The 20,439-nt window shown below is 73.7% G+C and carries 24 protein-coding genes; 6 read left to right on the top strand and 18 right to left on the bottom strand.

Going from position 1 to position 20,439, the window contains the following annotated elements; genetic code table 11:
- Positions 1-2 precede the first annotated feature (2 nt).
- Complete coding sequence (locus OIM89_RS21940) at positions 3-1,220, bottom strand: ROK family protein (RefSeq protein ID WP_264491563.1); 1,218 nt, start codon at positions 1,218-1,220, stop codon at positions 3-5.
- Positions 1,221-1,356: 136 nt separating this feature from the next.
- Here OIM89_RS21940 and OIM89_RS21935 point away from each other — a divergent pair, with 136 nt between their 5' ends.
- Positions 1,357-2,910 carry an MGH1-like glycoside hydrolase domain-containing protein gene (locus tag OIM89_RS21935; protein ID WP_264491562.1) on the top strand — a complete coding sequence of 518 codons (1,554 nt, stop codon included), beginning with the start codon at positions 1,357-1,359 and terminating at the stop codon, positions 2,908-2,910.
- Positions 2,911-2,945: 35 nt separating this feature from the next.
- Positions 2,946-4,892 carry a glycogen debranching N-terminal domain-containing protein gene (locus tag OIM89_RS21930; protein ID WP_047465427.1) on the top strand — a complete coding sequence of 649 codons (1,947 nt, stop codon included), beginning with the start codon at positions 2,946-2,948 and terminating at the stop codon, positions 4,890-4,892.
- 37 nt (positions 4,893-4,929) lie between these two features.
- Here OIM89_RS21930 and OIM89_RS21925 read toward each other — a convergent pair whose 3' ends face one another.
- From OIM89_RS21925 to OIM89_RS21860, 14 genes are all read right to left on the bottom strand, one after another.
- On the bottom strand, positions 4,930-5,370 hold the full coding sequence (locus OIM89_RS21925) for a PPOX class F420-dependent oxidoreductase (RefSeq protein WP_030696274.1): 441 nt from the start codon (positions 5,368-5,370) through the stop codon (positions 4,930-4,932).
- A 94-nt stretch (positions 5,371-5,464) separates the two neighbouring features.
- Positions 5,465-5,746, bottom strand: a complete 282-nt coding sequence (locus OIM89_RS21920; RefSeq protein ID WP_030696273.1) for a gas vesicle protein K — start codon at positions 5,744-5,746, stop codon at positions 5,465-5,467.
- Positions 5,743-5,970, bottom strand: coding sequence for a gas vesicle protein (locus tag OIM89_RS21915; RefSeq protein ID WP_264491561.1), 228 nt, complete (start codon positions 5,968-5,970; stop codon positions 5,743-5,745). Before OIM89_RS21915 ends, OIM89_RS21920 begins: the two co-directional genes overlap by 4 nt.
- Positions 5,951-6,772: a GvpL/GvpF family gas vesicle protein gene (locus OIM89_RS21910; protein ID WP_264491560.1), complete on the bottom strand. Its 822-nt coding sequence runs from the start codon at positions 6,770-6,772 to the stop codon at positions 5,951-5,953. Before OIM89_RS21910 ends, OIM89_RS21915 begins: the two co-directional genes overlap by 20 nt.
- Positions 6,769-7,164 (bottom strand): gas vesicle protein, encoded by a 396-nt coding sequence (locus OIM89_RS21905; protein WP_030696271.1) that lies wholly within the window; start codon positions 7,162-7,164, stop codon positions 6,769-6,771. The genes OIM89_RS21910 and OIM89_RS21905 overlap by 4 nt, the downstream gene beginning before the upstream one ends.
- Positions 7,161-8,168, bottom strand: coding sequence for an SRPBCC family protein (locus tag OIM89_RS21900; protein ID WP_264491559.1), 1,008 nt, complete (start codon positions 8,166-8,168; stop codon positions 7,161-7,163). Before OIM89_RS21900 ends, OIM89_RS21905 begins: the two co-directional genes overlap by 4 nt.
- Positions 8,169-8,174: 6 nt before the next feature.
- Positions 8,175-9,113 carry a hypothetical protein gene (locus OIM89_RS21895; RefSeq protein WP_264491558.1) on the bottom strand — a complete coding sequence of 313 codons (939 nt, stop codon included), beginning with the start codon at positions 9,111-9,113 and terminating at the stop codon, positions 8,175-8,177.
- Positions 9,113-9,388, bottom strand: a complete 276-nt coding sequence (locus OIM89_RS21890; RefSeq protein WP_030696268.1) for a gas vesicle protein GvpG — start codon at positions 9,386-9,388, stop codon at positions 9,113-9,115. Before OIM89_RS21890 ends, OIM89_RS21895 begins: the two co-directional genes overlap by 1 nt.
- A 1-nt stretch (position 9,389) precedes the next feature.
- Positions 9,390-10,145: a GvpL/GvpF family gas vesicle protein gene (locus OIM89_RS21885; RefSeq protein ID WP_030696267.1), complete on the bottom strand. Its 756-nt coding sequence runs from the start codon at positions 10,143-10,145 to the stop codon at positions 9,390-9,392.
- A gap of 3 nt (positions 10,146-10,148) precedes the next feature.
- On the bottom strand, positions 10,149-10,640 hold the full coding sequence (gene gvpJ / locus OIM89_RS21880) for a gas vesicle protein GvpJ (RefSeq protein WP_151169563.1): 492 nt from the start codon (positions 10,638-10,640) through the stop codon (positions 10,149-10,151).
- A 15-nt stretch (positions 10,641-10,655) separates the two neighbouring features.
- Positions 10,656-10,982 carry a gas vesicle protein gene (locus OIM89_RS21875; RefSeq protein ID WP_008405648.1) on the bottom strand — a complete coding sequence of 109 codons (327 nt, stop codon included), beginning with the start codon at positions 10,980-10,982 and terminating at the stop codon, positions 10,656-10,658.
- 166 nt (positions 10,983-11,148) lie between these two features.
- Positions 11,149-12,333 (bottom strand): tRNA dihydrouridine synthase DusB, encoded by a 1,185-nt coding sequence (gene dusB, locus OIM89_RS21870; protein WP_264491557.1) that lies wholly within the window; start codon positions 12,331-12,333, stop codon positions 11,149-11,151.
- A gap of 109 nt (positions 12,334-12,442) precedes the next feature.
- A complete protein-coding gene (locus OIM89_RS21865) occupies positions 12,443-12,685 on the bottom strand; it encodes a DUF6243 family protein (protein ID WP_030696263.1) in 243 nt (80 codons plus the stop codon).
- 328 nt (positions 12,686-13,013) lie between these two features.
- Entirely contained in the window at positions 13,014-14,396 is a 1,383-nt protein-coding gene (locus OIM89_RS21860; protein ID WP_003947954.1) for a glycine--tRNA ligase, read from the bottom strand.
- A 278-nt stretch (positions 14,397-14,674) separates the two neighbouring features.
- Between OIM89_RS21860 and OIM89_RS21855 the strand changes: the two genes are divergently transcribed.
- Genes OIM89_RS21855 through OIM89_RS21840 form a run of 4 tightly spaced genes read left to right on the top strand, consistent with a single transcriptional unit; the run spans position 14,675 to position 17,935 of the window.
- A complete protein-coding gene (locus tag OIM89_RS21855) occupies positions 14,675-15,724 on the top strand; it encodes a metal ABC transporter substrate-binding protein (protein ID WP_047465412.1) in 1,050 nt (349 codons plus the stop codon).
- A 44-nt stretch (positions 15,725-15,768) separates the two neighbouring features.
- Positions 15,769-16,572: a metal ABC transporter ATP-binding protein gene (locus tag OIM89_RS21850; RefSeq protein WP_047465410.1), complete on the top strand. Its 804-nt coding sequence runs from the start codon at positions 15,769-15,771 to the stop codon at positions 16,570-16,572.
- On the top strand, positions 16,572-17,477 hold the full coding sequence (locus OIM89_RS21845; RefSeq protein WP_175457632.1) for a metal ABC transporter permease: 906 nt from the start codon (positions 16,572-16,574) through the stop codon (positions 17,475-17,477). Before OIM89_RS21850 ends, OIM89_RS21845 begins: the two co-directional genes overlap by 1 nt.
- Positions 17,478-17,506: 29 nt before the next feature.
- Entirely contained in the window at positions 17,507-17,935 is a 429-nt protein-coding gene (locus OIM89_RS21840) for a Fur family transcriptional regulator (RefSeq protein ID WP_030696259.1), read from the top strand.
- 88 nt (positions 17,936-18,023) lie between these two features.
- On the opposite strand, the gene OIM89_RS21835 is transcribed toward OIM89_RS21840, so the two are convergent.
- The 3 genes from OIM89_RS21835 to OIM89_RS21825 all read right to left on the bottom strand — a co-directional run bounded on the left by OIM89_RS21835 (position 18,024) and on the right by OIM89_RS21825 (position 20,429).
- Positions 18,024-18,854, bottom strand: coding sequence for an isoprenyl transferase (locus tag OIM89_RS21835; protein ID WP_030696258.1), 831 nt, complete (start codon positions 18,852-18,854; stop codon positions 18,024-18,026).
- 82 nt (positions 18,855-18,936) lie between these two features.
- Positions 18,937-19,683 (bottom strand): DNA repair protein RecO, encoded by a 747-nt coding sequence (gene recO / locus OIM89_RS21830; protein WP_175457631.1) that lies wholly within the window; start codon positions 19,681-19,683, stop codon positions 18,937-18,939.
- A 44-nt stretch (positions 19,684-19,727) separates the two neighbouring features.
- Positions 19,728-20,429, bottom strand: a complete 702-nt coding sequence (locus tag OIM89_RS21825) for a TerB family tellurite resistance protein (RefSeq protein ID WP_264491556.1) — start codon at positions 20,427-20,429, stop codon at positions 19,728-19,730.
- Positions 20,430-20,439 lie beyond the last annotated feature (10 nt).

Below are 20,439 nucleotides of genomic sequence, written 5' to 3'. Positions count from 1 at the left end.
CCTCAGAGGGAGAGGGCCGCCAGCCGTTCCTCCACGCGCTCCGGGGCGAAGACGTGCTCCACGACGAGCGCCCCGGCCCCGCGCACGGCGGCCCGCTCCCCCAGCCGGGAGGTGACCACCTCCAGGTGGGCGGTGGAGCGGGGCAGGGCCCGTTCGTAGAGGAGTTCCCGGACGCCGGTGAGGAAGGCGGTGCCGGCCAGGTCGCCGGCGATCATCAGGACGCCCGGGTTGAGCAGGGTGACGACGGTGGCCAGGACCTCCCCGACGTGCCGGCCGGCCTCGCGGGCCAGCCGGGACGCCTCGGGGTGGCCGGCGGCGAGGAGGTCGCGGACGTCCGAGCCGGAGGCGGCCGGGACCCCGGCCTCGGTGAGCCGTGCGGCGAGCGCCCGGCCGCTGGCGATGGCGGCGAGGCAGCCGTGGGCCCCGCAGGTGCAGCGGGCGCCCTGTCCGGCGGGGACCCGGATGTGGCCGATGTCGCCCGCGCCCCCGTCGACGCCCCGGAAGATCCCGCCGTCCACCACGACGCCCGCGCCGATCCCGGTGGAGACCTTGACGAGGGCGAAGGCGGCGCAGTCGCGGTGGGCGTGGCGCTGCTCGCCGTAGGCCATGAGGTTGGCGTCGTTGTCGACCAGGACCGGCGGAGGCGGGGCGCCGCAGTGGTGGCGGAAGGCGTCGCCGAGGAGACCGGGGAGGGGGGCTCCGTCCCAGCCCGGCATGATCGGCGGCTGGACGACCCGGCCGGTGGCGTGGACGACCGGTCCGGGCACGGCGAGACCAATCCCACACACGGCGTCGGCGGGGCTCTGCGCCTGGACGAGCAGGGCGGCGAACCAGCGGCCGAGAGTGTCGAGGACCGGGCCGGGTCCGGCGGCGATGTCGAGGGGGCCGGTGTGCTCGGCGAGGAGTTCCCCGCCGAGGGTGAGGACAGCGGCGCGCGCGTGCCGGGTCTCCAGGTCGGCGGCGAGGACGAGGCCGTGGCGGTCGTCGAACTCCAGCCGTACGGAGGGGCGTCCGCCGAGCGGGGAGCCGCCGGGACCCGCCGGGCCCTCGCGCAGCCACCCGGCGCGGAAGAGCCGGTCGAGGCGGTGGCCGACGGTGGCCCGGGAGAGTCCGGTGGCCTGCTGGAGGGCGCCGCGCGTGGTGGCCCGGCCGCTCCGGACGAGGGCGAGCAGATCCCCCGCACCGGCCCGGGGACCGGCCTTTCCGGCCGAACTCGACATGTCCTACCCCCTTGCGCTCATCAACTGTGCATTACACAGTGAGTTTTGCGTGTTAAATAGACGTAACCCTACGGTACCCACTGCCGCACGACGGGGGCAGTGGTGCGTCCGTACGACCCTCCAGGGGAGAGAACGCGTGGACCGCACCGCCGCCGACCCGGCAGCCGAGACCGCCGCGCCCGAAGCGGAGCGTGTGCCTACGATTGCATCCGATCTTGGCGTGACCGACGTCACCCCCGGCTCGCTCACCCTGGTTCCGCCGTTCTCCGCGCCCGAGGCGGCGCCCCGGCTGCGCTCCGCCGCCGCCCGGGTGCTGCACGCCAACTGGACCGGCACCTCCACGGTCCCCTCCCGCGGGCTCTACCCCCACCAGTGGTCCTGGGACTCCGCCTTCATCGCCATCGGCCTGCGCCACCTCTCGCCGCTGCGCGCCCAGATCGAACTGGAGACGCTGCTGGCGGCCCAGTGGGGCGACGGCCGGGTGCCGCACATCGTCTTCAACCCGGAGGTCCCGGCCGGCGCCTACTTCCCGGGCCCCGGCTTCTGGCGCTCCTCCGCCGACGGCCGGGGCGCGGGCGCCCCCGAGGCGGTGGAGACCTCCGGGATCGTCCAGCCGCCGGTGCACGCGCTCGCCGCGCTCCTCGTCCACCGGGCCGACCCGGGGCTCTCCCGGGCCCGCGGCTTCCTCGCCCGGCTGCGGCCGCAGCTCGCCGCCTGGCACCGCTACCTGCTGGAGCGGCGCGATCTCGGCGGCGCCGGACTCGCCTCGGTGGTCCACCCCTGGGAGCAGGGCATGGACAACAGCCCCTGCTGGGACGCGCCGCTCGCCCGCGTCACCCCGGCACCGGCCCGCTCCTTCCGCCGCGCCGACCTCGACCACGGCACGGTGAGCGACCGCCCGACCGACCTGGACTACGGCCGGTACGTCCGGCTCGCGGTCCGCTACCGGGACGGCGGCTACGCGGACCAGGCCCCCGGCGGCGCGGACGGGCCGGAGTTCGCGGTGGAGGACCCCGCCTTCAACGCCCTGCTGATCGCCTCCGAACAGGCCCTCGCCGAGATCTCCGCCGAGCTGGGCGAGCCGGAGCCCGAGCGGCTGGCCCGCGCCGGCCGGCTGACGGAGGTCCTGGTGGCCCGGCTCTGGGACGCCGATGCGGGCCTCTTCCTCTGTCGCGACCTGTCGGCCGGCCCCGGGGGCGAGGGCGCGCCCGTCCCCGAGCGGGCGGTCGGCGGGCTGCTCCCGCTGCTGCTGCCCGGCCTGCCGCCGCAGGTGGTGGACGCCCTGGTGCACACCGCGCGCGGCCCCCACTTCGGCCTCGGCGGCCCGGTGGAACTCGTCCCCAGCTACGACCTGCTCGGCCCCGTCTTCGACCCGCGCCGCTACTGGCGGGGCCCGGCCTGGTTCAACACCAACTGGCTGCTGGAGCGGGGCCTGCGGCTCCACGGCGAACGGGGCCTGGCCGCCGGGCTGCGGGCGGCGCTGGTGGAGACCGCCGCCGCCTCCGGCTTCGCCGAGTACGTCGACCCCTACACCAAGGAGAGCTGCGGGGCGCGGGACTTCAGCTGGACGGCGGCGCTCTGCGTGGACCTGCTGAGCGAGGAGCCGGCGCGCGAGCCGGCCGCCGTGGTGCGGGCGGCGGGGCACGCGGGGCGGTGGGCGGACCGGCGGACGGCCGGGGTCCACGTCTGAGACTTGTCGGCACGGGGTCAAGGGAGGGCCATGCCATGAACGGTCGGGACCATCATCTGCTGGTGCACGGGGGCGCGTTCGCCGCGCTCGGGGAGGAGGGGGAGGCGGTGGTGGCCGGCCGGGGGGCCGTGCCGAAAGGGCTGTTCGTGCGGGACGCGCGGCACCTCAGCCGGTGGCAGCTGGCGCTGGACGGGGCCGCGCCGGACGTGCTGGTCCCGGCCTCCGGCGAGGAGACGCTGCGGTGCGTGCTGGCGCCCCGGTCGGGGCCGGGTGAGCCGCCCGCGTACACCGTCTTCCGGGAGCAGGCGCTGAGCGACGGGTGCCTCGTCGACCGGCTGCGGGTGGTGCGGAACACCCCGGCGGCGGCGCCGCTGCGGATCGCGCTCACCGTCGACGCGGACTTCGCCGACCTCTTCGAGCTCCGCTCCGACCACCGCACCTACGTCAAGGCCGCACTCCAGCGCAGCCGTGAACTCCTGGACGACGGCGTGGAGTTCGGCTACCGGCGGGGCGGCTGGCTGGCCCGTACGCGGATCACCGCCACGCCCGCCCCCGAGGCGGTGGAGGAGACCGGGACCGGTGCCCGGCGCCTGGTCTGGACGCTCGACCCCGACGCGGCCGGGGAGGCGGTGCTGACCGTGCGCGTCCAGGCGCTGCCCGGTGACGCGCCCGCGCCCCGGACGCCCCCGGCCACCGTGGCCGACGCGGTGGCCCGGCGGGCACGGAGCGTCGAGGAGTACCGCGCGGGCGTACGGCTCCCCGCCTCCGAACCGGCCCTCGCGGCCGCCGCCGACCGGGGCCTGACCGAGCTGGCCCTGCTCCAGGTGGAGGCGGCGGGACCCGACGGTGAGGCGCTGCTCGTGCCGGGCGCCGGTGTCCCCTGGTACGCGGCGCTCTTCGGCCGTGACGCCCTGCTGGCCTCGCTCTTCGTGCTGCCCTACCGCGCGGCCCCGGCGGCGGCCACCCTGCTGGCGCTCGCCGCGACCCAGGCCCCGGACGACCCGGACGCGGCCGACCCGGCGGCCCGGCCCGGCCGGATCGTCCACGAGGTGCGCCACGGTGAACTGGCCCACTTCGGCCAGGTCCCCTACGGGCGGTACTACGGCTCGGTCGACGCCACCCCGCTCTTCCTGGTGCTGCTCGGCGCGTACACCGAGCAGACCGGACAGGCGGCGCTCGCGCGGCGGCTGGAGCCGCACGCCCGGGCGGCGGTCGGCTGGATGCTGGACCACGGCGGACTCGCCACCAGCGGCTATCTGCTGCACCGGGCCGACGAGGGCGGCCACGCCCACCACCACTGGAAGGACTCCCCCGGCGCCCTGTGCCGCGCCGACGGCTCCCGCCCGGTGGGCGCGGTCACCTCGGCGGGCGCCCAGGGGTACGCGTACGACGCGCTGCGCCGTACCGCCCAACTGGCCCGTACCGTCTGGGCTGACGTGCCCTACGCCGACCTCTGCGACCAGGCCGCCGCCGATCTGCGGGACCGCTTCCAGCGCGACTTCTGGCTGGAGCCGCAGGGCTTCCCCGCGCTCGCCCTCGACGCCGACGGCCGCCCGCTCGACGCCCTCGCCTCGGACGCCGGGCACCTGCTCTGGTCCGGGCTGCTCGACAAGGAGTACGGGGAGGTGGTCGGGCGCCGCCTGCTGGAGCCGGACTTCTTCTCCGGCTGGGGTGTGCGCACCCTGGCCGCGGGCCAGCCCGCCTACCACCCGCTCGGCTACCACCGGGGCGCGGTCTGGCCGCACGACAACGCGCTGGCCGCGCTGGGGCTGGCCCGGTACGGGCTGCACGACGAGGCCCGGCGGGTGGCGGCGGCCTTCGCCGAGGCCGCCGCGCTGACCGGCGGCGGCCTGCCCTCGGTGGCAGCCGGGTACGACCGGTCCGACTCCCCCGCGCCGGTGCCGCACCCCTACGCCAGTGTCCGGGAGTCCCGGGTGGCGGCGACCCCGCTGGCGCTGCTGACGGCGGTCGGCGGGGTCTGAGCCGGGGGTGCCTCAGGCGGCGGTGGGGGCGGGCGGGTCAGGCGCCGGGCACCCAGCCGTAGGTGTGGTCGACGGCGAAGCGGACGACCAGCCGGCCGTCCTCGACCATGACCTGGCGGTACTCGTCCCAGTCGGGGTGCTCGCCTTGGACGGCGCGGTAGACGTCGACCAGCTCCGCCACGGCCGCGTCGTCCTCGGCGGCGGCCGTGGCGGAGAGGGTGGCGGTGCCCTCGTAGACCGCGTACGCGCCGCCGTCAGGGGTCGTGACGTGGAGGCTGACGCGCGGGTCGCGGCGCAGGTTGCGCACCTTGGCGCGGCCGTCGGTCGTGGAGAAGCGGATGAGACCGGTCGCCGGGTCGTAGGTGAAGTCGACGTTGGAGAGCTGGGGGCGGCCGTCCTTCTTCAGGGTGACCAGCACTCCCCGGCTGTGGTCGTCGAGGAGGGAGAGGTGGGCCTTGCGGGCGTCGTTCTGGGCCACGGGTGGGTCCTTCGGTCGTACGGCGGCGCCCTGGCGGGCTGCTGGCCCGTTGATTGTGCGGGTCAACTCCCCTTGGTGACAGCCCGTTTCGCCATCAGTCCCCGTCCGGCAGCAGGGTGCCGAGCGGGCCGAGGTCGAGGTTGAGGTCCTCGCGGCGCAGGCCGTGCTGGGCGCAGAGCTCGTCCATCCGCCGGTCGAGCAGCATGAGGGTGGTGCCGATGGCCTCCTCCTGCCCGTCGTCGAGGTCGCCGAGGTCGAGCCTGCGCAGCGCCTGGCGCTCCATCAGCTGGCGGAGGAGTTCGACCACGGTCAGCACCAGCGCGGCCAGGTCCCGCCCGGCCTGCTGCGGGTCGATGTCGAGCCGGGTCCCGGTCACAGCGGCCCCCCGTCGGCCCAGGGCGCGGGCACGCGTTCGCTGACCGAGGCGAGCAGGGCGTGCAGCGAGAGCCGGATCAGCGGCACGTCGGCGATGGCGATCACCAGGTCGCCGCTGATCACCACGCCGGTGGCCAGCACCCGGTCGAGCAGGTCGACCAGCGGCACCCCGACCGGCGCCTGGACGTGCTCCCAGTCGACCACCTCACGCGGGGGCGCCGCCACGGCCGGCCCCTTCCGTCAGCGCGACCGAGGCGAAGGAGTACGGCACCCACGGCCCGGACGCCTCGACGGCGAAGCCGCTCAGCCGGGGGTCCTGCCGCAGGGTGTCGAGGGCCGCGGTGAGCAGCCGTTCGTCGTCCCGGGGCACCAGGTAGGCCCCGTTCATCACCTGCGGCCGGTCCCGCCCGGTCAGCTCCACCCCGTGCAGGGGCCTGCGTACGGAGTCGACGGCGACGGTGCGCACCACCCGGTCGACCAGGTCGACGGCGTCCAGGGCACTCTCCTGCCGCCGTTCGCGGGTGGCGCGGCGGTCGCGGACCCGCGCCAGGTACTCCCGGCCGGTGGCGGGCTCCTCGGGTGCCGGGTCCCCCGGGGCGCTCGCGTCCGTCTCGGGCTCCAGGACCGGCACGGCGGTGTCGCGGTGCACCTTCACCGCCCACTCGACGTGCCCGGCGACCCGGTGCAGGGCCTCGCTCAGCCGCTCGGCGTGCTCCTCCAGGACGACCTTGGTGCGCACGTCATTGGCGTAGAGGGTGGCGAGCGGCAGCGGCACGGTGGCGGCACCGGCCGCGGCGGCGCTGACCACCCGGTGGTGGGTGCGGGCGCACCGCTCCAGGTCGAGGCGGTCGGTGAACCGCTGCCGCAGCGCCTCCTCGGTGAACTCGGCGGCCGGCACGTCCTGCACGACGGCGGTCAGCGAGCCGAGCGGCAGCAGCCGCACCGGTCCGCCGCCGTCGTGGCCGGGGCTGTGGATCTCGGGGCCGCCGGTCCGGCGGACGGCGTAGACGTAGGTCGCGAAGGTCATGCGGGGGCCCTCCTCTCACTCGGGGACCTGGTCGTCCGTTCTGCCGCGCCGTCCTCCTCGCCGTCGCCCGGATCGAGTTCCCTGAGACGGCCGCGGAGGAAGGCGTTCTCCTCCATGAGGGCGTCGCGTTTGGCGCGGGAGGAGAGGGCCGGGTCGGTCTCCCACCAGTCGATCCCCGCCTTCCTCGCGGTGTCGACCGAGGAGACGAACAACCGCAGGCGGATGGTGAGCAGTTCGATGTCGAGCAGGTCGATCTTGATGTCGCCGGCGATGACGATGCCTTTGTCGAGGACGCGTTCGAGGATGTCGGCGAGGTTGCCCGAGGAGGGACCGTTGTGCGGCAGCACGTCGGTCTGCTCCCAGCTCTGGAGCCCGGCCGCGCCGCCACTCACCGCCTCTCCTCCTCGTCGTCCTCGTCGTCCTCGTCGTCCTCGTCGTCGTAGCCGTCGTCCTCGTCGTCCTCCTCGTCCTCGTCGTACTCCCCGTCCTCCTCGTCCTCGCCGTCCTCGTCCTCGCCGTCCTCGTCCTCGCCGTCCTCGTCCTCGCCGTCCTCGTCCTCGTCGTACCCGTCCTCGTACTCCTCCTCGGACTCCTCGTCCTCCCGCGCCTCCTCGTCGGTGCGGACCACCTCGCCGTCGCGGATCTCACCGCGCCAGCCCTCGATCTCCGGGTCCGGGCCGAGGGTGACGTGGCGGGCGAAGTGCTTGAGGTCCAGGCGCAGCCGGCGGCCCTGGGCGCGCCAGAGGTTGCCGGTCTTCTCGAAGAAGCCCGCCGGGTAGTACTCGACGATGGCGACCACGCGGGTCAGGTGCGGCGCCAGTTCGTGGAAGGTGACGGCGCCGGCGGTGCTGCCCTTGTCCCCCTCCGAGGTCCAGACGATCCGGTCGTCGGGGACCTGTTCCTGGATGGTGGCGGTCCAACTGCGCTCCGAGAGGAAGACCTTGGCCTTCCAGTCGGTCTCCTCGTCCTCGTTCTGGGTGACCGACTTGACGCCCTTCATGAACGAGCTGAAGTCCTCGAACTGCGTCCAGTGGTCGTAGACCGTCCGCAGCGGCACCGGGATGTCGATCGACTCGACGATGTTGGTGACCTTGGTGTCGCCGGTGGAACCGGTGCCGCCGCCGAACGCCTCCTTGACCTTGCCGACGGCCTTGTCCTTGACGTCCTTGGCCTTCTCGGCGGCCATCGCCTTGACCGGCGACTCGCCCTCCATGATGCGCTTGCCGGCCTGACCGGTCGGCCCGTCGACGGAGTCGGTGAGTTTCCCGGTCAGTTCGGTGACCTTCTCGCCCGCCTTGTCGGCGAGGCTCTGGGCACGGGCGCTCAGGTGCGACCTTGCCTCCTCCTTGAGCCGGTCGAACGCCGAACCCTGCTCGTCGTCCTTCTTCGCGGCCATCTGCCGTCACCCCTCTCGCCCGGAGCGACGGGCACTCTTCGCCGGCGGCTTCTTCGCGGCGGACTTCTTCGCGGCGGACTTCTTGGCCGGTGCCTTCTTGGCCGGTGCCTTCTTGGCCGTCTTCTTCGCCGGCCGCTCGTCCGCGGCCTTCTTGCCCGGGGCCTTCTTGCCCGGGGCCTTCTTGCCGGACGGCTTCTTCTCCGCGGACGGCTTCTTCTCCGCGGACGGCTTCTTCTCCGCGGACGGCTTCTTGGCCGCCTTCTTGGCAGGCCGGTCCTCCCCGGGCTTCCGCGCGGCGGACTTCTTCGCCGGGGGCGACTTCTTGCTGGGTGCCGACTTCTTGGCGGGCGGCGACTTCTTGGCGGCGGGGCTGCGACGGCGGGGAGCGGGCTCGGGCTCGGGCTCGGGCTCGGGCTCGGGCTCCTCCTCGTCGTCTTCCTCCTCGTCGTCCTCCTCGTCTTCCTCCTCGTCTTCCTCCTCGTCGTCCTCGTCGTCTTCCTCCTCGTCGTCCTCCTCGTCCTCGTCCTCGTACGCCTCGCCGAAGTCGTCGTCCTCCTCGGCGGACTCGTCCTCCGGCTCGTCCTCCCGCTCCTCCTCGTCCCCCTCGGGCTCCTCGTCGTCCTCGGAGCGTGGCGAGCTGAGCAGGGAGGTGCGTTCGCGGAGGGTGTCGGCGAGCGAGTCGAAGCGCCGGTCGGCCGCTGCGGTGAGGGCGCTGCGGCCCGCCGTCAGCAGGTCGCCGCGGACCTGGTCGCTGAGCGCGTTGAACTGCGGGGTCTCGCGGAGCCGGCCGACTCCCTCGGTCACCAGCTCCTGCGGGCTGAGTTTGAACCGGCGTCCGGCCAGATAGGTGCCGACGGTCAGGGCCAGCTTGGCCTTACGCGTGCGGCCGAGTGCGTACCCGGCGGCGATCGCGGTGGCGAGGGCCACTTTGTTCGTGTCGTTCATCAGTGACTTCCCGGGGGTCGGGGTGCGGGGTCGGCGGGAGCCGCGACCGGTGGGCGGCCCTCCAAGAGGTCCAGCAGGCGCTCCTCCTCCAGCTCGAAGCGCTCCTGGTCGATCTCGCCCTCGTCCAGCGCGCGGTTGAGGGCGGCCAGGCGGGCGCGGAGCACGGCCGGGTCGGCGGTCTCGCGCTCGGCCGTCTCCTCCAGCCGGTCGGCGATCCAGGCGACGCCGCGCGCGGGGGCGAGCGGCAGGGTGAGCAGTCCGGTGAGGAGACCCATCTCAGACCGCCGCCCTGTGCGGGGCCGGGGAGCTGGGTGCCTCGGCGGGGACGAAGCTGTAGCAGGGCAGCGGGCCGGTGAGCAGCAGCTCGGCGCGGCCGGCCAGGGCGGCGGCGAGGCGGTCGGCCTCGGCGCGGAAGGCCGGCTCGGCCTCCCGGTCCAGCAGCAGCGACACGTTGAGGACGCACCCCTCGACCTGGGGGCCGTCGCACCACCGGTCCGCGAGCGGGGCCAGGCTCCGGCGGACCCGTTCGGCGGCGAGCCTGGCCCGCCGCTCCAGCGCGTCCGACACCGCCTGGCCGAGCCGCACGCTCGCCTCGTACCCGGGCCGGCGCAGACCGCGGTCACGCAGAGCCCGCAACCCCGAGTCCTCGGCGAGGAGTTGGGTGAGGGCGGCCTCGCCCTGCGGAGGCAGCGCCTTGACGTTCATCTCGACGCGGCCGGCGACCCGCTCCAGCGCCTGTTCGTAGGCGGCGCGGCGGGTGGCCAACTGGTCGAGCAGCACGGCCTCGTCGGGCAGCACCACCCCGAACCGCATCGGCAGCACCGGCCCGTCGGCGGCGAGCGCCACCAGCAGTTCCTGGTGGGCGGTGAGATCGCGGCGCCGGGCGCGCAGCCCGGCCGGGGCGTCGCCGACCACCGCGGCCGGCGCGTCCGGCCCGGTGGTGAGCAGGCGCACGGGTCCGGCGCCGACACCGGTGCGGCCGGCCGGGACCGGGTGGCCGGGTGCGACGACTCCGTAGACGTACAGGCTCATGGGTCAGCTCCTGGCCGGGCGGCGGCGGGGGCGGTCGGAGGACGACGAGGACGACGAGGAACGCTTCTTGCGGGGCCTCGGCTTCTCGGCCCGCTCCTCCTCGGCCTCTTCGGCCTCCTCGGCCTCGTCGGCCTCGTCACCGTCGAGGCCGAGGGCGCCCTTGACCTTGCCGCCGACGGAACTGGCGGCCCGCTTGGCCCCGGCCTTGCCGGCGGCCCCGGCCATCCCGCCCCCGAAGAGCTCGGGCACGGTCCGGCTGTGGGAGTCGCTCTCCAGGTCGAGGCGGTTGCACGCCTCGGCGAAACGGAGGTACGTGTCGACGCTGGCGACGCAGATCCGCGCGTCGATCTTGAGGATCTCGATGCCGACGAGGGAGACCCGGATGAACACGTCGATGACCATGCCGCGGTCGAGGATGAGTTCCAGGGTGTCGTAGAGCGTGCCCGCGCGCGGGGCGCAGACAAGGTCGTCGCGGTATATCGCAGGGGTCGTCATGGCGGACCAGCTTTCTCAGGTGTCGGCGGCGCCCCGCCGGTAGCGGCGTACGCGGCGGTACTCCAGGAGCTCGCCGTCACCGTCGAGTTCGACCTCGTAGGTGGCGAGCAGACTGGTGGTGTCGGGGATGCGAGGTACCTCCAGCACGTCGACGTCGACGCGCCAGCCGGGGTGCTCCTCGGCCTTGCGGACGGCCGAGACCCCCTCGGTGCGGTGGCCGATCAGGTCGGCGAGGCCCTCGCACGCCCGCTCGGCGGCACCCCGCGCACCGCGTACGGGCTCCTCGCGGGAGCCCTTGGACGCGGTGGATCTCTTGGCGGGCCTGGTACGTTGCTCTGCCATGGCCTCAGTCTCGGCAGCGCGCCGACACGCCGCCTGCGCTGATGCGCCGAACGGGGCCGGAGGCAGTCACCGCACGGGCCCCGGCCCGGACATGCGAGGACCCCGCGCGACCGGGGAGGTCACGCGGGGTCCGTCGTCGGTGCCGGGGCTCCGGGGGGGCGGGGAATCAGCCGCCGGAGGTGTCCAGTTCGGCCTCGGGGGCCACCCCGGCGCAGTCCCAGGGGTCGTTGAGCCAGCCGTCGGGGAGGACGACGCGGTCGCGGCCGGAGGTGCGGCCGCGCGGGCCGTCGGCCCCGGCGGGCCAGGGCTGGTCGAGGTGGAGGGTGTCGAGCTGTTCGCGCAGTTCGGCGAGGGAGGAGGTGATCGCCAGGCTGCGGCGCAGGTCCGAGCCGACCGAGAACCCCTTGAGGTACCAGGCGACGTGCTTGCGGAAGTCGATCACCCCGCGCGCCTCGTCCCCGATCCACTCCCCCAGCAGCTGGGCGTGGCGCACCATGACGTCGGCGACCTCGCGCAGGGTCGGCGCGGCCGACGCGCCCGTCCCCTCGAAGGCGGCGACCAGGTCCCCGAAGAGCCAGGGCCGGCCGAGGCAGCCCCGGCCGACGACGACCCCGTCGCACCCGGTCTCGGCCATCATGCGGACGGCGTCCGCGGCCGACCAGATGTCGCCGTTGCCCAGCACCGGAATCTCGGTGACGTGCTCCTTGAGCCGGGCGATGGCCTCCCAGTCGGCGGTGCCGCTGTAGTGCTGGGCAGCGGTACGGCCGTGCAGGGCGACCGCCGTGACGCCCTCCTCGACGGCGATCCGGCCCGCGTCGAGGTAGGTGGTGTGGTCGTCGTCGATGCCCTTGCGCATCTTGATCGTCACCGGCAGCTCCCCGGCGCCGGACACCGCCTCGCGCAGGATGGCCCGCAGCAGGTTCCGCTTGTACGGCAGCGCCGAGCCGCCGCCCTTACGGGTGACCTTGGGCACCGGGCAGCCGAAGTTGAGGTCGATGTGGTCGGCGAGGTCCTCGTCCACGATCATGCGGACGGCCTTGCCGACGGTGGCCGGATCGACGCCGTAGAGCTGGATCGACCGGGGCCGCTCCGTCTCCCCGAACTGGATCAGCTGCATCGTCTTCTCGTTGCGCTCCACCAGCGCCCGCGTGGTGATCATCTCGCTGACGAACAGCCCCTTGCCGCCGGAGAACTCCCGGCACAGGGTGCGGAACGGCGCGTTGGTGATCCCCGCCATCGGCGCCAGCACGACGGGCGGCGACACGAGGTGCGGGCCGATGGCGAGCGTGGCGGCCACGGGCGCGGCGGTCTGCGGGGCGGTGCTGGTGGGGGCGGAGGATGACACGGACATCCGTCCATTGTCGCACTGGTTCACCGGAGCCCCGCCCGGCGACGGAACGGGCCCCCGCCCAGCCCCCGGCAGGGGGAAGGGCGCGGGCCCGCGTGCAGGTCCGTGCAGGTCAGGCGTTGCCGCCCGGCTCCTGGGTCGCCTCGGCCCGGTCCGCCTCGGGGGCCTCGGCGGGGGTGTCGGCGGACGCGGCGGCGGTGCGCTCGCGCATCTTGCGGAGGAGTTCCTGCTTCTGGTCGAGGGCGGCGGGGCGGTTGTCCGCCGGGCCGCCGGGGGCGCTGGCAGGGCGTCCGTTGCGGGGCAGCTTGTCGCGCTGACCGCCGACACCGAGCAGGTTGTTGCGGCTCTTGGCCACGGGATCTCCGTTTCTGGGCTCTGGATGACACCGCGATGCGTCAGATCGGCAGGCGACACGCGTACGCGACCCTCCACGCCGTGGCACGGCGGGCCGGGGTGCGGCCCGGGCGCGCGACGGACGCGGCGCGGTGAAGGGGGAAGGACGATGTGGGGACGGGCTGCGGGCCCGCCCGCTCTCACTCGTAGATGGGCGTCATCGAGAACATGGAGATGAGGCTACCCCGCGCGGAGAGGGCCGGCGACGCATTTTCGGCAGGGCGCCCCGGACAGCCGGACGCCCCCGGTCCCGCGAGGGGAACCGGGGGCGTCCGGGTGTGCCGGGTGGGTCAGCAGCCGACGAGGCGGGCGGCGAGGTAGCCCTCGATCTGGTCGAGGGAGACGCGCTCCTGCTTCATGGTGTCGCGCTCGCGGACGGTCACCGCGTTGTCGTCCAGGGTGTCGAAGTCGACCGTGACGCAGAACGGCGTGCCGATCTCGTCCTGGCGGCGGTAGCGGCGGCCGATGGCGCCGGCGTCGTCGAACTCGATGTTCCAGTGCTGGCGCAGCGCCGCCGCCAGGCCCTTGGCCTTCGGGGACAGCTCGGGGTTGCGCGAGAGCGGCAGCACGGCGGCCTTGACCGGGGCCAGGCGCGGGTCGAACCGCATGACCGTGCGCTTCTCCAGCTTGCCCTTGGCGTTGGGCGCCTCGTCCTCGATGTACGCGTCGAGCATGAAGGCCAGCATGGCGCGGCCGACACCGGCGGCGGGCTCGATGACGTAGGGGGTCCAGCGCTCGCCGGCCTCCTGGTCGAAGAAGGACAGGTCCTGGCCGGACGCCTTGGCGTGGGCGGAGAGGTCGTAGTCCGTACGGTTGGCGACGCCCTCCAGCTCACCCCACTCGGAGCCGCCGAACTGGAAGCGGTACTCGATGTCGGCGGTGCGCTTGGAGTAGTGGGAGAGCTTCTCCTTCGGGTGCTCGAACCACCGCATGTTCTCCTCGCGCAGGCCCAGGCCGGTGTACCAGTTCCAGCGCTGCTCCATCCAGTACTCCTGCCACTGCTCGTCCTCGCCCGGCTTGACGAAGAACTCCATCTCCATCTGCTCGAACTCGCGGGTGCGGAAGATGAAGTTGCCGGGCGTGATCTCGTTGCGGAAGGACTTGCCCATCTGGGCGATGCCGAACGGGGGCTTGCGGCGGGAGGTCTGCTGCACCTGGGCGAAGTTGGTGAAGATGCCCTGGGCGGTCTCGGGGCGCAGGTAGGCGATGGAGCCGGAGTCCTGCGTGGGGCCGAGGTGGGTGGAGAGCAGGCCCGAGAACTCCTTGGGCTCGGTGAACTGGCCCTTGTTGCCGCAGTGCGGGCAGTTGATGTCGGCCAGGCCGTTCTCGGGGAGGCGGCCGTGCTTGGCCTCGTACGCCTCCTCCAGGTGGTCGGCGCGGAAGCGCTTGTGGCAGGAGGTGCACTCGGTCAGCGGGTCGCTGAACGTGGCGACGTGACCGGAGGCGACCCACACCTCGGAGGCGAGGATCACCGAGGAGTCGAGACCGACGACCTCGTCACGGGAGGTGACCATGTAGCGCCACCACTGGCGCTTGATGTTCTCCTTGAGCTCCACGCCCAGCGGTCCGTAGTCCCAGGCGGCGCGCTGACCACCGTAGATCTCGCTGCTCGGGTAGACGAAGCCACGGCGCTTGCTCAGGCTGACGATGCTGTCGATCTTGTCGGCGGCCACGGTGCTCTCTTCATTACGACGAAGCGGTTGGTGGGTCCGCCGGGGCTCACGTGCGGCCGCGGCCCGGCGAATACCTCAGATTACCGGCGCCCGCACCCCCGGGATCAAATCCGCCGGAGCGCGGGCGGCCGGAACGGGGCAATGCGGGCGGCCGCCCGGGACGCCATCGGGACAAGTGGGACTCGGGCCCTCCGGCGGCCTCCCCCGAGTGGCGCATCCCGAGTGGCGATGAAAGGATTTTTTGACAATCGTTTCCACCTTTGTTGAAAATGAGTGTCATGAACATACGTCGTGGCCGGAATCGTTCGATCCGCATAGCCCTCACCGCCTCTGCCGCCGCCCTCTCGCTGGGCGTCCTGTCGGCGTGCGGCGGAGCCGACTCCGGCGGGAGCGCGGACGGCAAACTCGCCGTGACCGCCTCGTTCTACCCGCTGGAGTTCCTCGTCGAGCAGATCGGCGGCGACCACGTCGACGTCACCACCCTGACCGGCCCCGGCGTCGAACCCCACGACCTGGACATCACCCCGCGCCAGACCGGCCAGATGAGCGAGGCCGACGTCCTGCTCTACCTGCGCGGCCTCCAGCCCGCCGTCGACAAGGCGGTCGACCAGGCCGGCGTGAAGAACACCGTCGACGCGGCCGACCTCACCACCCTGGAGGCGCACGGCTCCTCCAGCGGCGACGGCCACGACCACGGCGAGGGCGACGGGCACGACCACGGCGAGGAGGAGGGCCACGACCACGCCGAGGAGGAAGGCCACGACCATGCCGAGGAGGAGGGCGACGGCCACGACCACGGCGACTCCGGCCTCGACCCGCACGTCTGGCTCGACCCGGTCAAGTACGCGGAGATGGCCGACGGCGTCGGCGCGGCCCTCCAGAAGGCCGACCCCGACCACGCCGCCGACTACCGCAAGAACACCGAAGCGCTCACCGGCAAGCTGAAGAAGCTCGACCAGGACTACCGCGACGGCCTCAAGAACACCGACACCAGGACCTTCATCACCACCCACGCGGCCTTCGGCTACCTCGCCGAGCGGTACGGCCTGGATCAGGAGAGCATTGCCGGTGTCGACCCGGAGTCCGAGCCCAGCCCGGCGCGGATGAAGGAGCTCCAGAAGATCGCCACCGAGGAGAACGTGACCACCGTCTTCTTCGAGACCCTGGCCAGCGACCGCACCGCCAAGGTCCTCGCCGAGGACACCGGGCTGCGCACCGGGGTGCTCGACCCGCTGGAGGGCATCACCGAGAAGTCGAAGGGCGACGACTACCTGGAGGTCATGGAGGCCAACCTGGCCGCCCTGGAGAAGGCGCTCGGCGCCAAGTGACCGTCCCCGCCCCCCGCAGCCCCCGAGCCAGCACGGAGGACCCGGTGAACGCAGGAGCCTCCCCCAGCCCCCGTCCCGACGCGGACCCGGTCGTCTCGCTGACCGACGCGGTCGCCGCCCTCGGCGCCCGCCCGGTGCTGCGCGGCATCGACCTCACGGTGCACCGCGGCGAGGTGGTCGCCCTGCTCGGCGCCAACGGCTCCGGCAAGTCGACCGCCGTCCGCGCCGCCATCGGCCAGGTCCCGCTCACCCGCGGCGAGGTCCGCCTCTTCGGCACCCCGTTGCGCCGCTTCCGCGCCTGGTCGCGCGTCGGCTACGTCCCGCAGCGCACCACCGCCGCCGGCGGCGTGCCCGCCACCGTCCGCGAGGTCGTCTCCGCCGGCCGCCTGTCCCGGACCCGGCTGGGCCCGCTGCGCAAGGCCGACCGCGAGGCCGTCGACCGCGCCCTGGCGGCGGTGGGCCTGGCCGACCGCGCCAAGGACTCCGTCAACGCCCTCTCCGGCGGCCAGCACCAGCGGGTGCTGATCGCCCGCGCGCTGGCCGGCGAACCCGAACTGCTGATCATGGACGAGCCGATGGCCGGGGTCGACCTGGCCAGCCAGGAGGTCCTGGCCCAGACACTGCGCGCCCAGGTCGACGCGGGCGCCACCGTCCTGCTCGTCCTGCACGAGCTGGGCCCGCTGGAGCCGCTCATCGACCGCGCCGTCGTCCTGCGCGACGGCTGCGTGGCCCACGACGGGCCGCCGCCGAAGGCCGTCGGCCAGCACGCGCTGCCCGGCCACGACCACGTACACCCGCACGCGGCGCCCGAGAACGCCGATCCGATCCGGACGGGGCTGTTCGACTGATGGACCTCTTCGACTACGCCTTCATGCAGCGCGCGCTGCTCGCCGCGGTCCTGGTCGGCCTCACCGCGCCGGCCATCGGCACCTACCTCGTCCAGCGCCGCCAGGCGATCATGGGCGACGGTATCGGCCACGTGGCGATGACCGGCGTGGCGCTCGGCTTCCTGCTCAACACCAGCCCGGTCTGGATGGCCACCGCGGTCGCCGTGCTCGGCTCGGTCGGCATGGAACTGATCCGCTCCCGGGGCCGGACCAGCGGCGACGTGGCGCTGGCCCTGCTCTTCTACGGCGGCATGGCCGGCGGTGTCATGATCATCAACCTGGCGCCGGGCGGCTCCACCGCCAACCTCAACACCTACCTCTTCGGCTCCATCACCACGGTCTCCCCCGAGGACCTGACGGCGGTGGTCGTCCTCGCCCTGCTGGTCCTCGCCGTCACGCTGGGCCTGCGCCGCCAGCTCTTCGCGGTCTGCCAGGACGAGGAGTTCGCCCGCGTCACCGGCCTGCCGGTCCGCCTGCTCAACCTGGTGATCGCGGTGACCGCCGCCGTCACCGTCACCGTCGCCATGCGCATCGTCGGCCTGCTGCTGGTCAGCGCCATGATGGTGATCCCGGTCGCCGCCGCCCAGCGCCTCACCAAGGGGTTCGGCGCCACCCTGGCCGGCGCCATGGTCATCGGCGTGGTGGTCTCCCTCGCCGGCACCGTCACCACGTACTACGTGGACGCTCCCTCGGGCGCCGCCATCGTCCTGCTGGCCATCGTGGTCTTCCTGATCCTGAGCCTGGCCGCCACTCCTCTCGCCCGCCGCCGCGCGCGCGGAACAGCGCCTTCCCCCGAGGACGTGGCATCCTGCACCCTGGACGAGGGGGAGGCCGGCACCGCGGCATCCCCGACGGCCCGCGAGTAGGCCGCTCCGAAAGACGGAAGGACCGTGTAGTGACGACCGCAGGACCCCCCGTGAAGGGCCGGTCCACCCGGCAGCGTGCGGCGGTGGCCGCCGCTCTCGCCCAGGTGGACGAGTTCCGCAGCGCCCAGGACCTGCACGACATCCTCAAGCACCAGGGCGACTCGGTCGGGCTGACCACGGTCTACCGCACGCTCCAGTCGCTGGCGGACGCCGGCGAGGTGGACGTCCTGCGCACCCACGACGGCGAGGCGGTCTACCGCCGCTGCTCGACCGGCGACCACCATCACCACCTGGTCTGCCGGGTGTGCGGCAAGGCGGTCGAGGTGGAGGGGCCCGCGGTCGAGAAGTGGGCGGACTCGGTCGCCGCCTCGCACGGCTTCGTGGACGTCGACCACACGGTGGAGATCTTCGGCACCTGCGCCGAGTGCCACGCGAGCACGGCGAAGCCCGGGGAGTAGCACCGGCCCAGGAAGCCGCAGGAGGCCCCTGGGGCGCGTAGGAACTCCCTACGCGCCCCAGGGGCCTCGCCGTGTCCGCCGGGGGCCGTCAGCCCTGCTGAGGCGGTAGCGAGGGCTGCGGCTCCTCCACGGCGCCGCCGAAGCGGCGGTCGCGCTGGGCGTACTCCAGGCAGGCGCGCCACAGGTCGCGGCGGTCGAAATCGGGCCACAGCACGTCCTGGAAGACCATCTCGGCGTACGCGCTCTGCCAGATGAGGTAGTTGGAGGTGCGCTGCTCGCCGCTGGGGCGGACGAAGAGATCCACGTCGGGCATGTCCGGGTAGTACAGGTACTTCTGGAGGGTCTTCTCGCCGACCTTGGACGGGTCGAGGCGGCCGGCGGCGACGTCCTGGGCGATGCGCTGGGCGGCGTCGGCGATCTCGGCGCGGCCGCCGTAGTTGACGCAGAAGTACAGCGTCATGGCGTCGTTGTCCTTGGTCTGCTCCTGGGCGATCTGGAGCTCCTGGACGACCGACTTCCACAGCTTGGGCATCCGGCCGACCCAGCGGATACGGATGCCGAGGGCGTCCATCTCGTCGCGGCGGCGGGCGATCACGTCGCGGTTGAAGTTCATCAGGAAGCGGACCTCGTCCGGGGAGCGCTTCCAGTTCTCGGTGGAGAAGGCGTACAGGGAGAGGTTCTTGACGCCCATCTCCAGGCAGCCCTTGAGGACGTCCATGACGACGCCCTCGCCGACCTTGTGGCCCTCGGTGCGGGGCAGGCCACGCTCCTTGGCCCAGCGGCCGTTGCCGTCCATGACGACGGCGACGTGGCCGGGGACCAGCTCGCCGGGGATCTTCGGCGGGCGGGCGCCCGAGGGGTGCGGCTCGGGGGTCTGGTAGTCGCGCCGGTTGCGGCCGAGGATTCCGCGTCGTGCCATGAGGTGTTCGTCTCCCAGTTCTCAAAGATCTCAGGTGCTCGGTGGCGGACCCCTGCGCGTCGCCCCCGCCCGCGCCGGGCCGCTACTTGTCCACGTACCGCAGCGAGCGCAGTCCGCGTTCCAGGTGCCAGTGCAGGTAGGCGGAGACGAGGGAGCTGCCCTCCCGCACGTGCCGCCCCTCGCACGCGTCCGCCGACGTCCAGTCGCCGCTGAGCAGCGCGCTGAGCAGGCCGACGGCCTCCGCAGAGGGTACGACGCTGCCGGGCACCCGGCACTCCCCGCAGACGCTGCCGCCGGCGGCGACGGAGAAGAAACGGTTCGGGCCGGGCATTCCGCAGCGCGCGCAGTCGCCGAGGCTCGGCGCGTAGCCGTTGACGGCGAGCGAGCGCAGCAGGAAGGCGTCGAGGACCAGCCGGGGCGCGTGCTCGCCCCGGGCGAGGGTGCGCAGCCCGCCGACGAGCAGGAGGTACTGCTGGACGGCGGGCTGCCCCTCGTGGTCGGTGAACCGCTCGGCGGTCTCCAGCATGGCGGTGCCGGCGGTGTACCGGTCGTAGTCGGTGACGATGCCGGAGCCGTACGCGGCGATGGTCTCGGTCTGGGTGCAGAGCGGCAGGCCGCGCCCGATCAGCTCGCTGCCCCGCGCGAAGTACTGCACGTCGACGTGGGAGAAGGGCTCAAGGCGGGCGCCGAACTTCGACTTGGTGCGCCGCACCCCGCGCGCGACGGCGCGGACCCGGCCGTAGCGGCGGGTGAGGAAGGTGATGATCCTGTCCGCCTCACCCAGCTTCTGGGTGCGCAGCACGATGCCGTCGTCGCGGAACAGACTCATGGGCCCCATTGTCCCGCACGGCCGGGGCCGGGCGGGCCCGGGTCTCAGGAGGGTGTGCGGGCGGCGGTGAGGAGGTCGGTCACCTCTTCGCGGGGCAGGGTGAGGGCGGCGCCGATGGTGGTGAGGACGTCGCGTTCGGCCGGGGTGTAGGGGCCGTCGGCCAGGGCGATGCCGGCGGCGCGCAGCAGCAGCGAGGCGCGGCCGAGGCCGGCGAGGTGCGGGGCGAGCGGGTCGAGCGCCTCGTGCAGCTCGGCGGCGAGCGGGGTCGCGCCGTCCTCGCCGCCGGTCCGCCGGCCGGTGTCGGCGGCCAGCGCGTCGGCGACGGCGGTGAGCCGCTCGGCGGTGCACTCCTCGTCCCCGGCGTCGCGGACCGCCTCCACGGCGGCGGCCAGCGCGGTGCGCGAGCCGGTGCCGCCGGCGGCGAGGACGGCGAGCGCGACGGTGTGCACGGCGTCGCGGAGCAGGGCCGAGAAGCGGGTGGTGGTGGGCCGGGCGAGGACCTCGGTCGGGAAATGGCCGGCGCAGGAGGCGCACTCGACGACGGGCCCGGCCTCGCCACGGGGCAGCACGGGCAGACCGAGCAGGGTGAGCCTGCGGCGTCCGGTGCGGCGCTGGTAGTTGCGGTCGCCGCCGCAGGCGGGGCAGTGGAACTCACCGTCGGCGACGGTGGTCCAGTGGGTGCGGACTCCGCAGACGCGGGGGCGCCGGTCCTCCGCGGCCCGTCCTGGTCGGCTCCTGGGCAGCACGTCGCACCTC

The organism is Streptomyces sp. BI87 (assembly GCF_025957665.1).
Taxonomy (GTDB): Bacteria; Actinomycetota; Actinomycetes; order Streptomycetales; family Streptomycetaceae; genus Streptomyces; species Streptomyces albidoflavus.
This window is presented reverse-complemented; position numbering and strand designations above follow the sequence as displayed.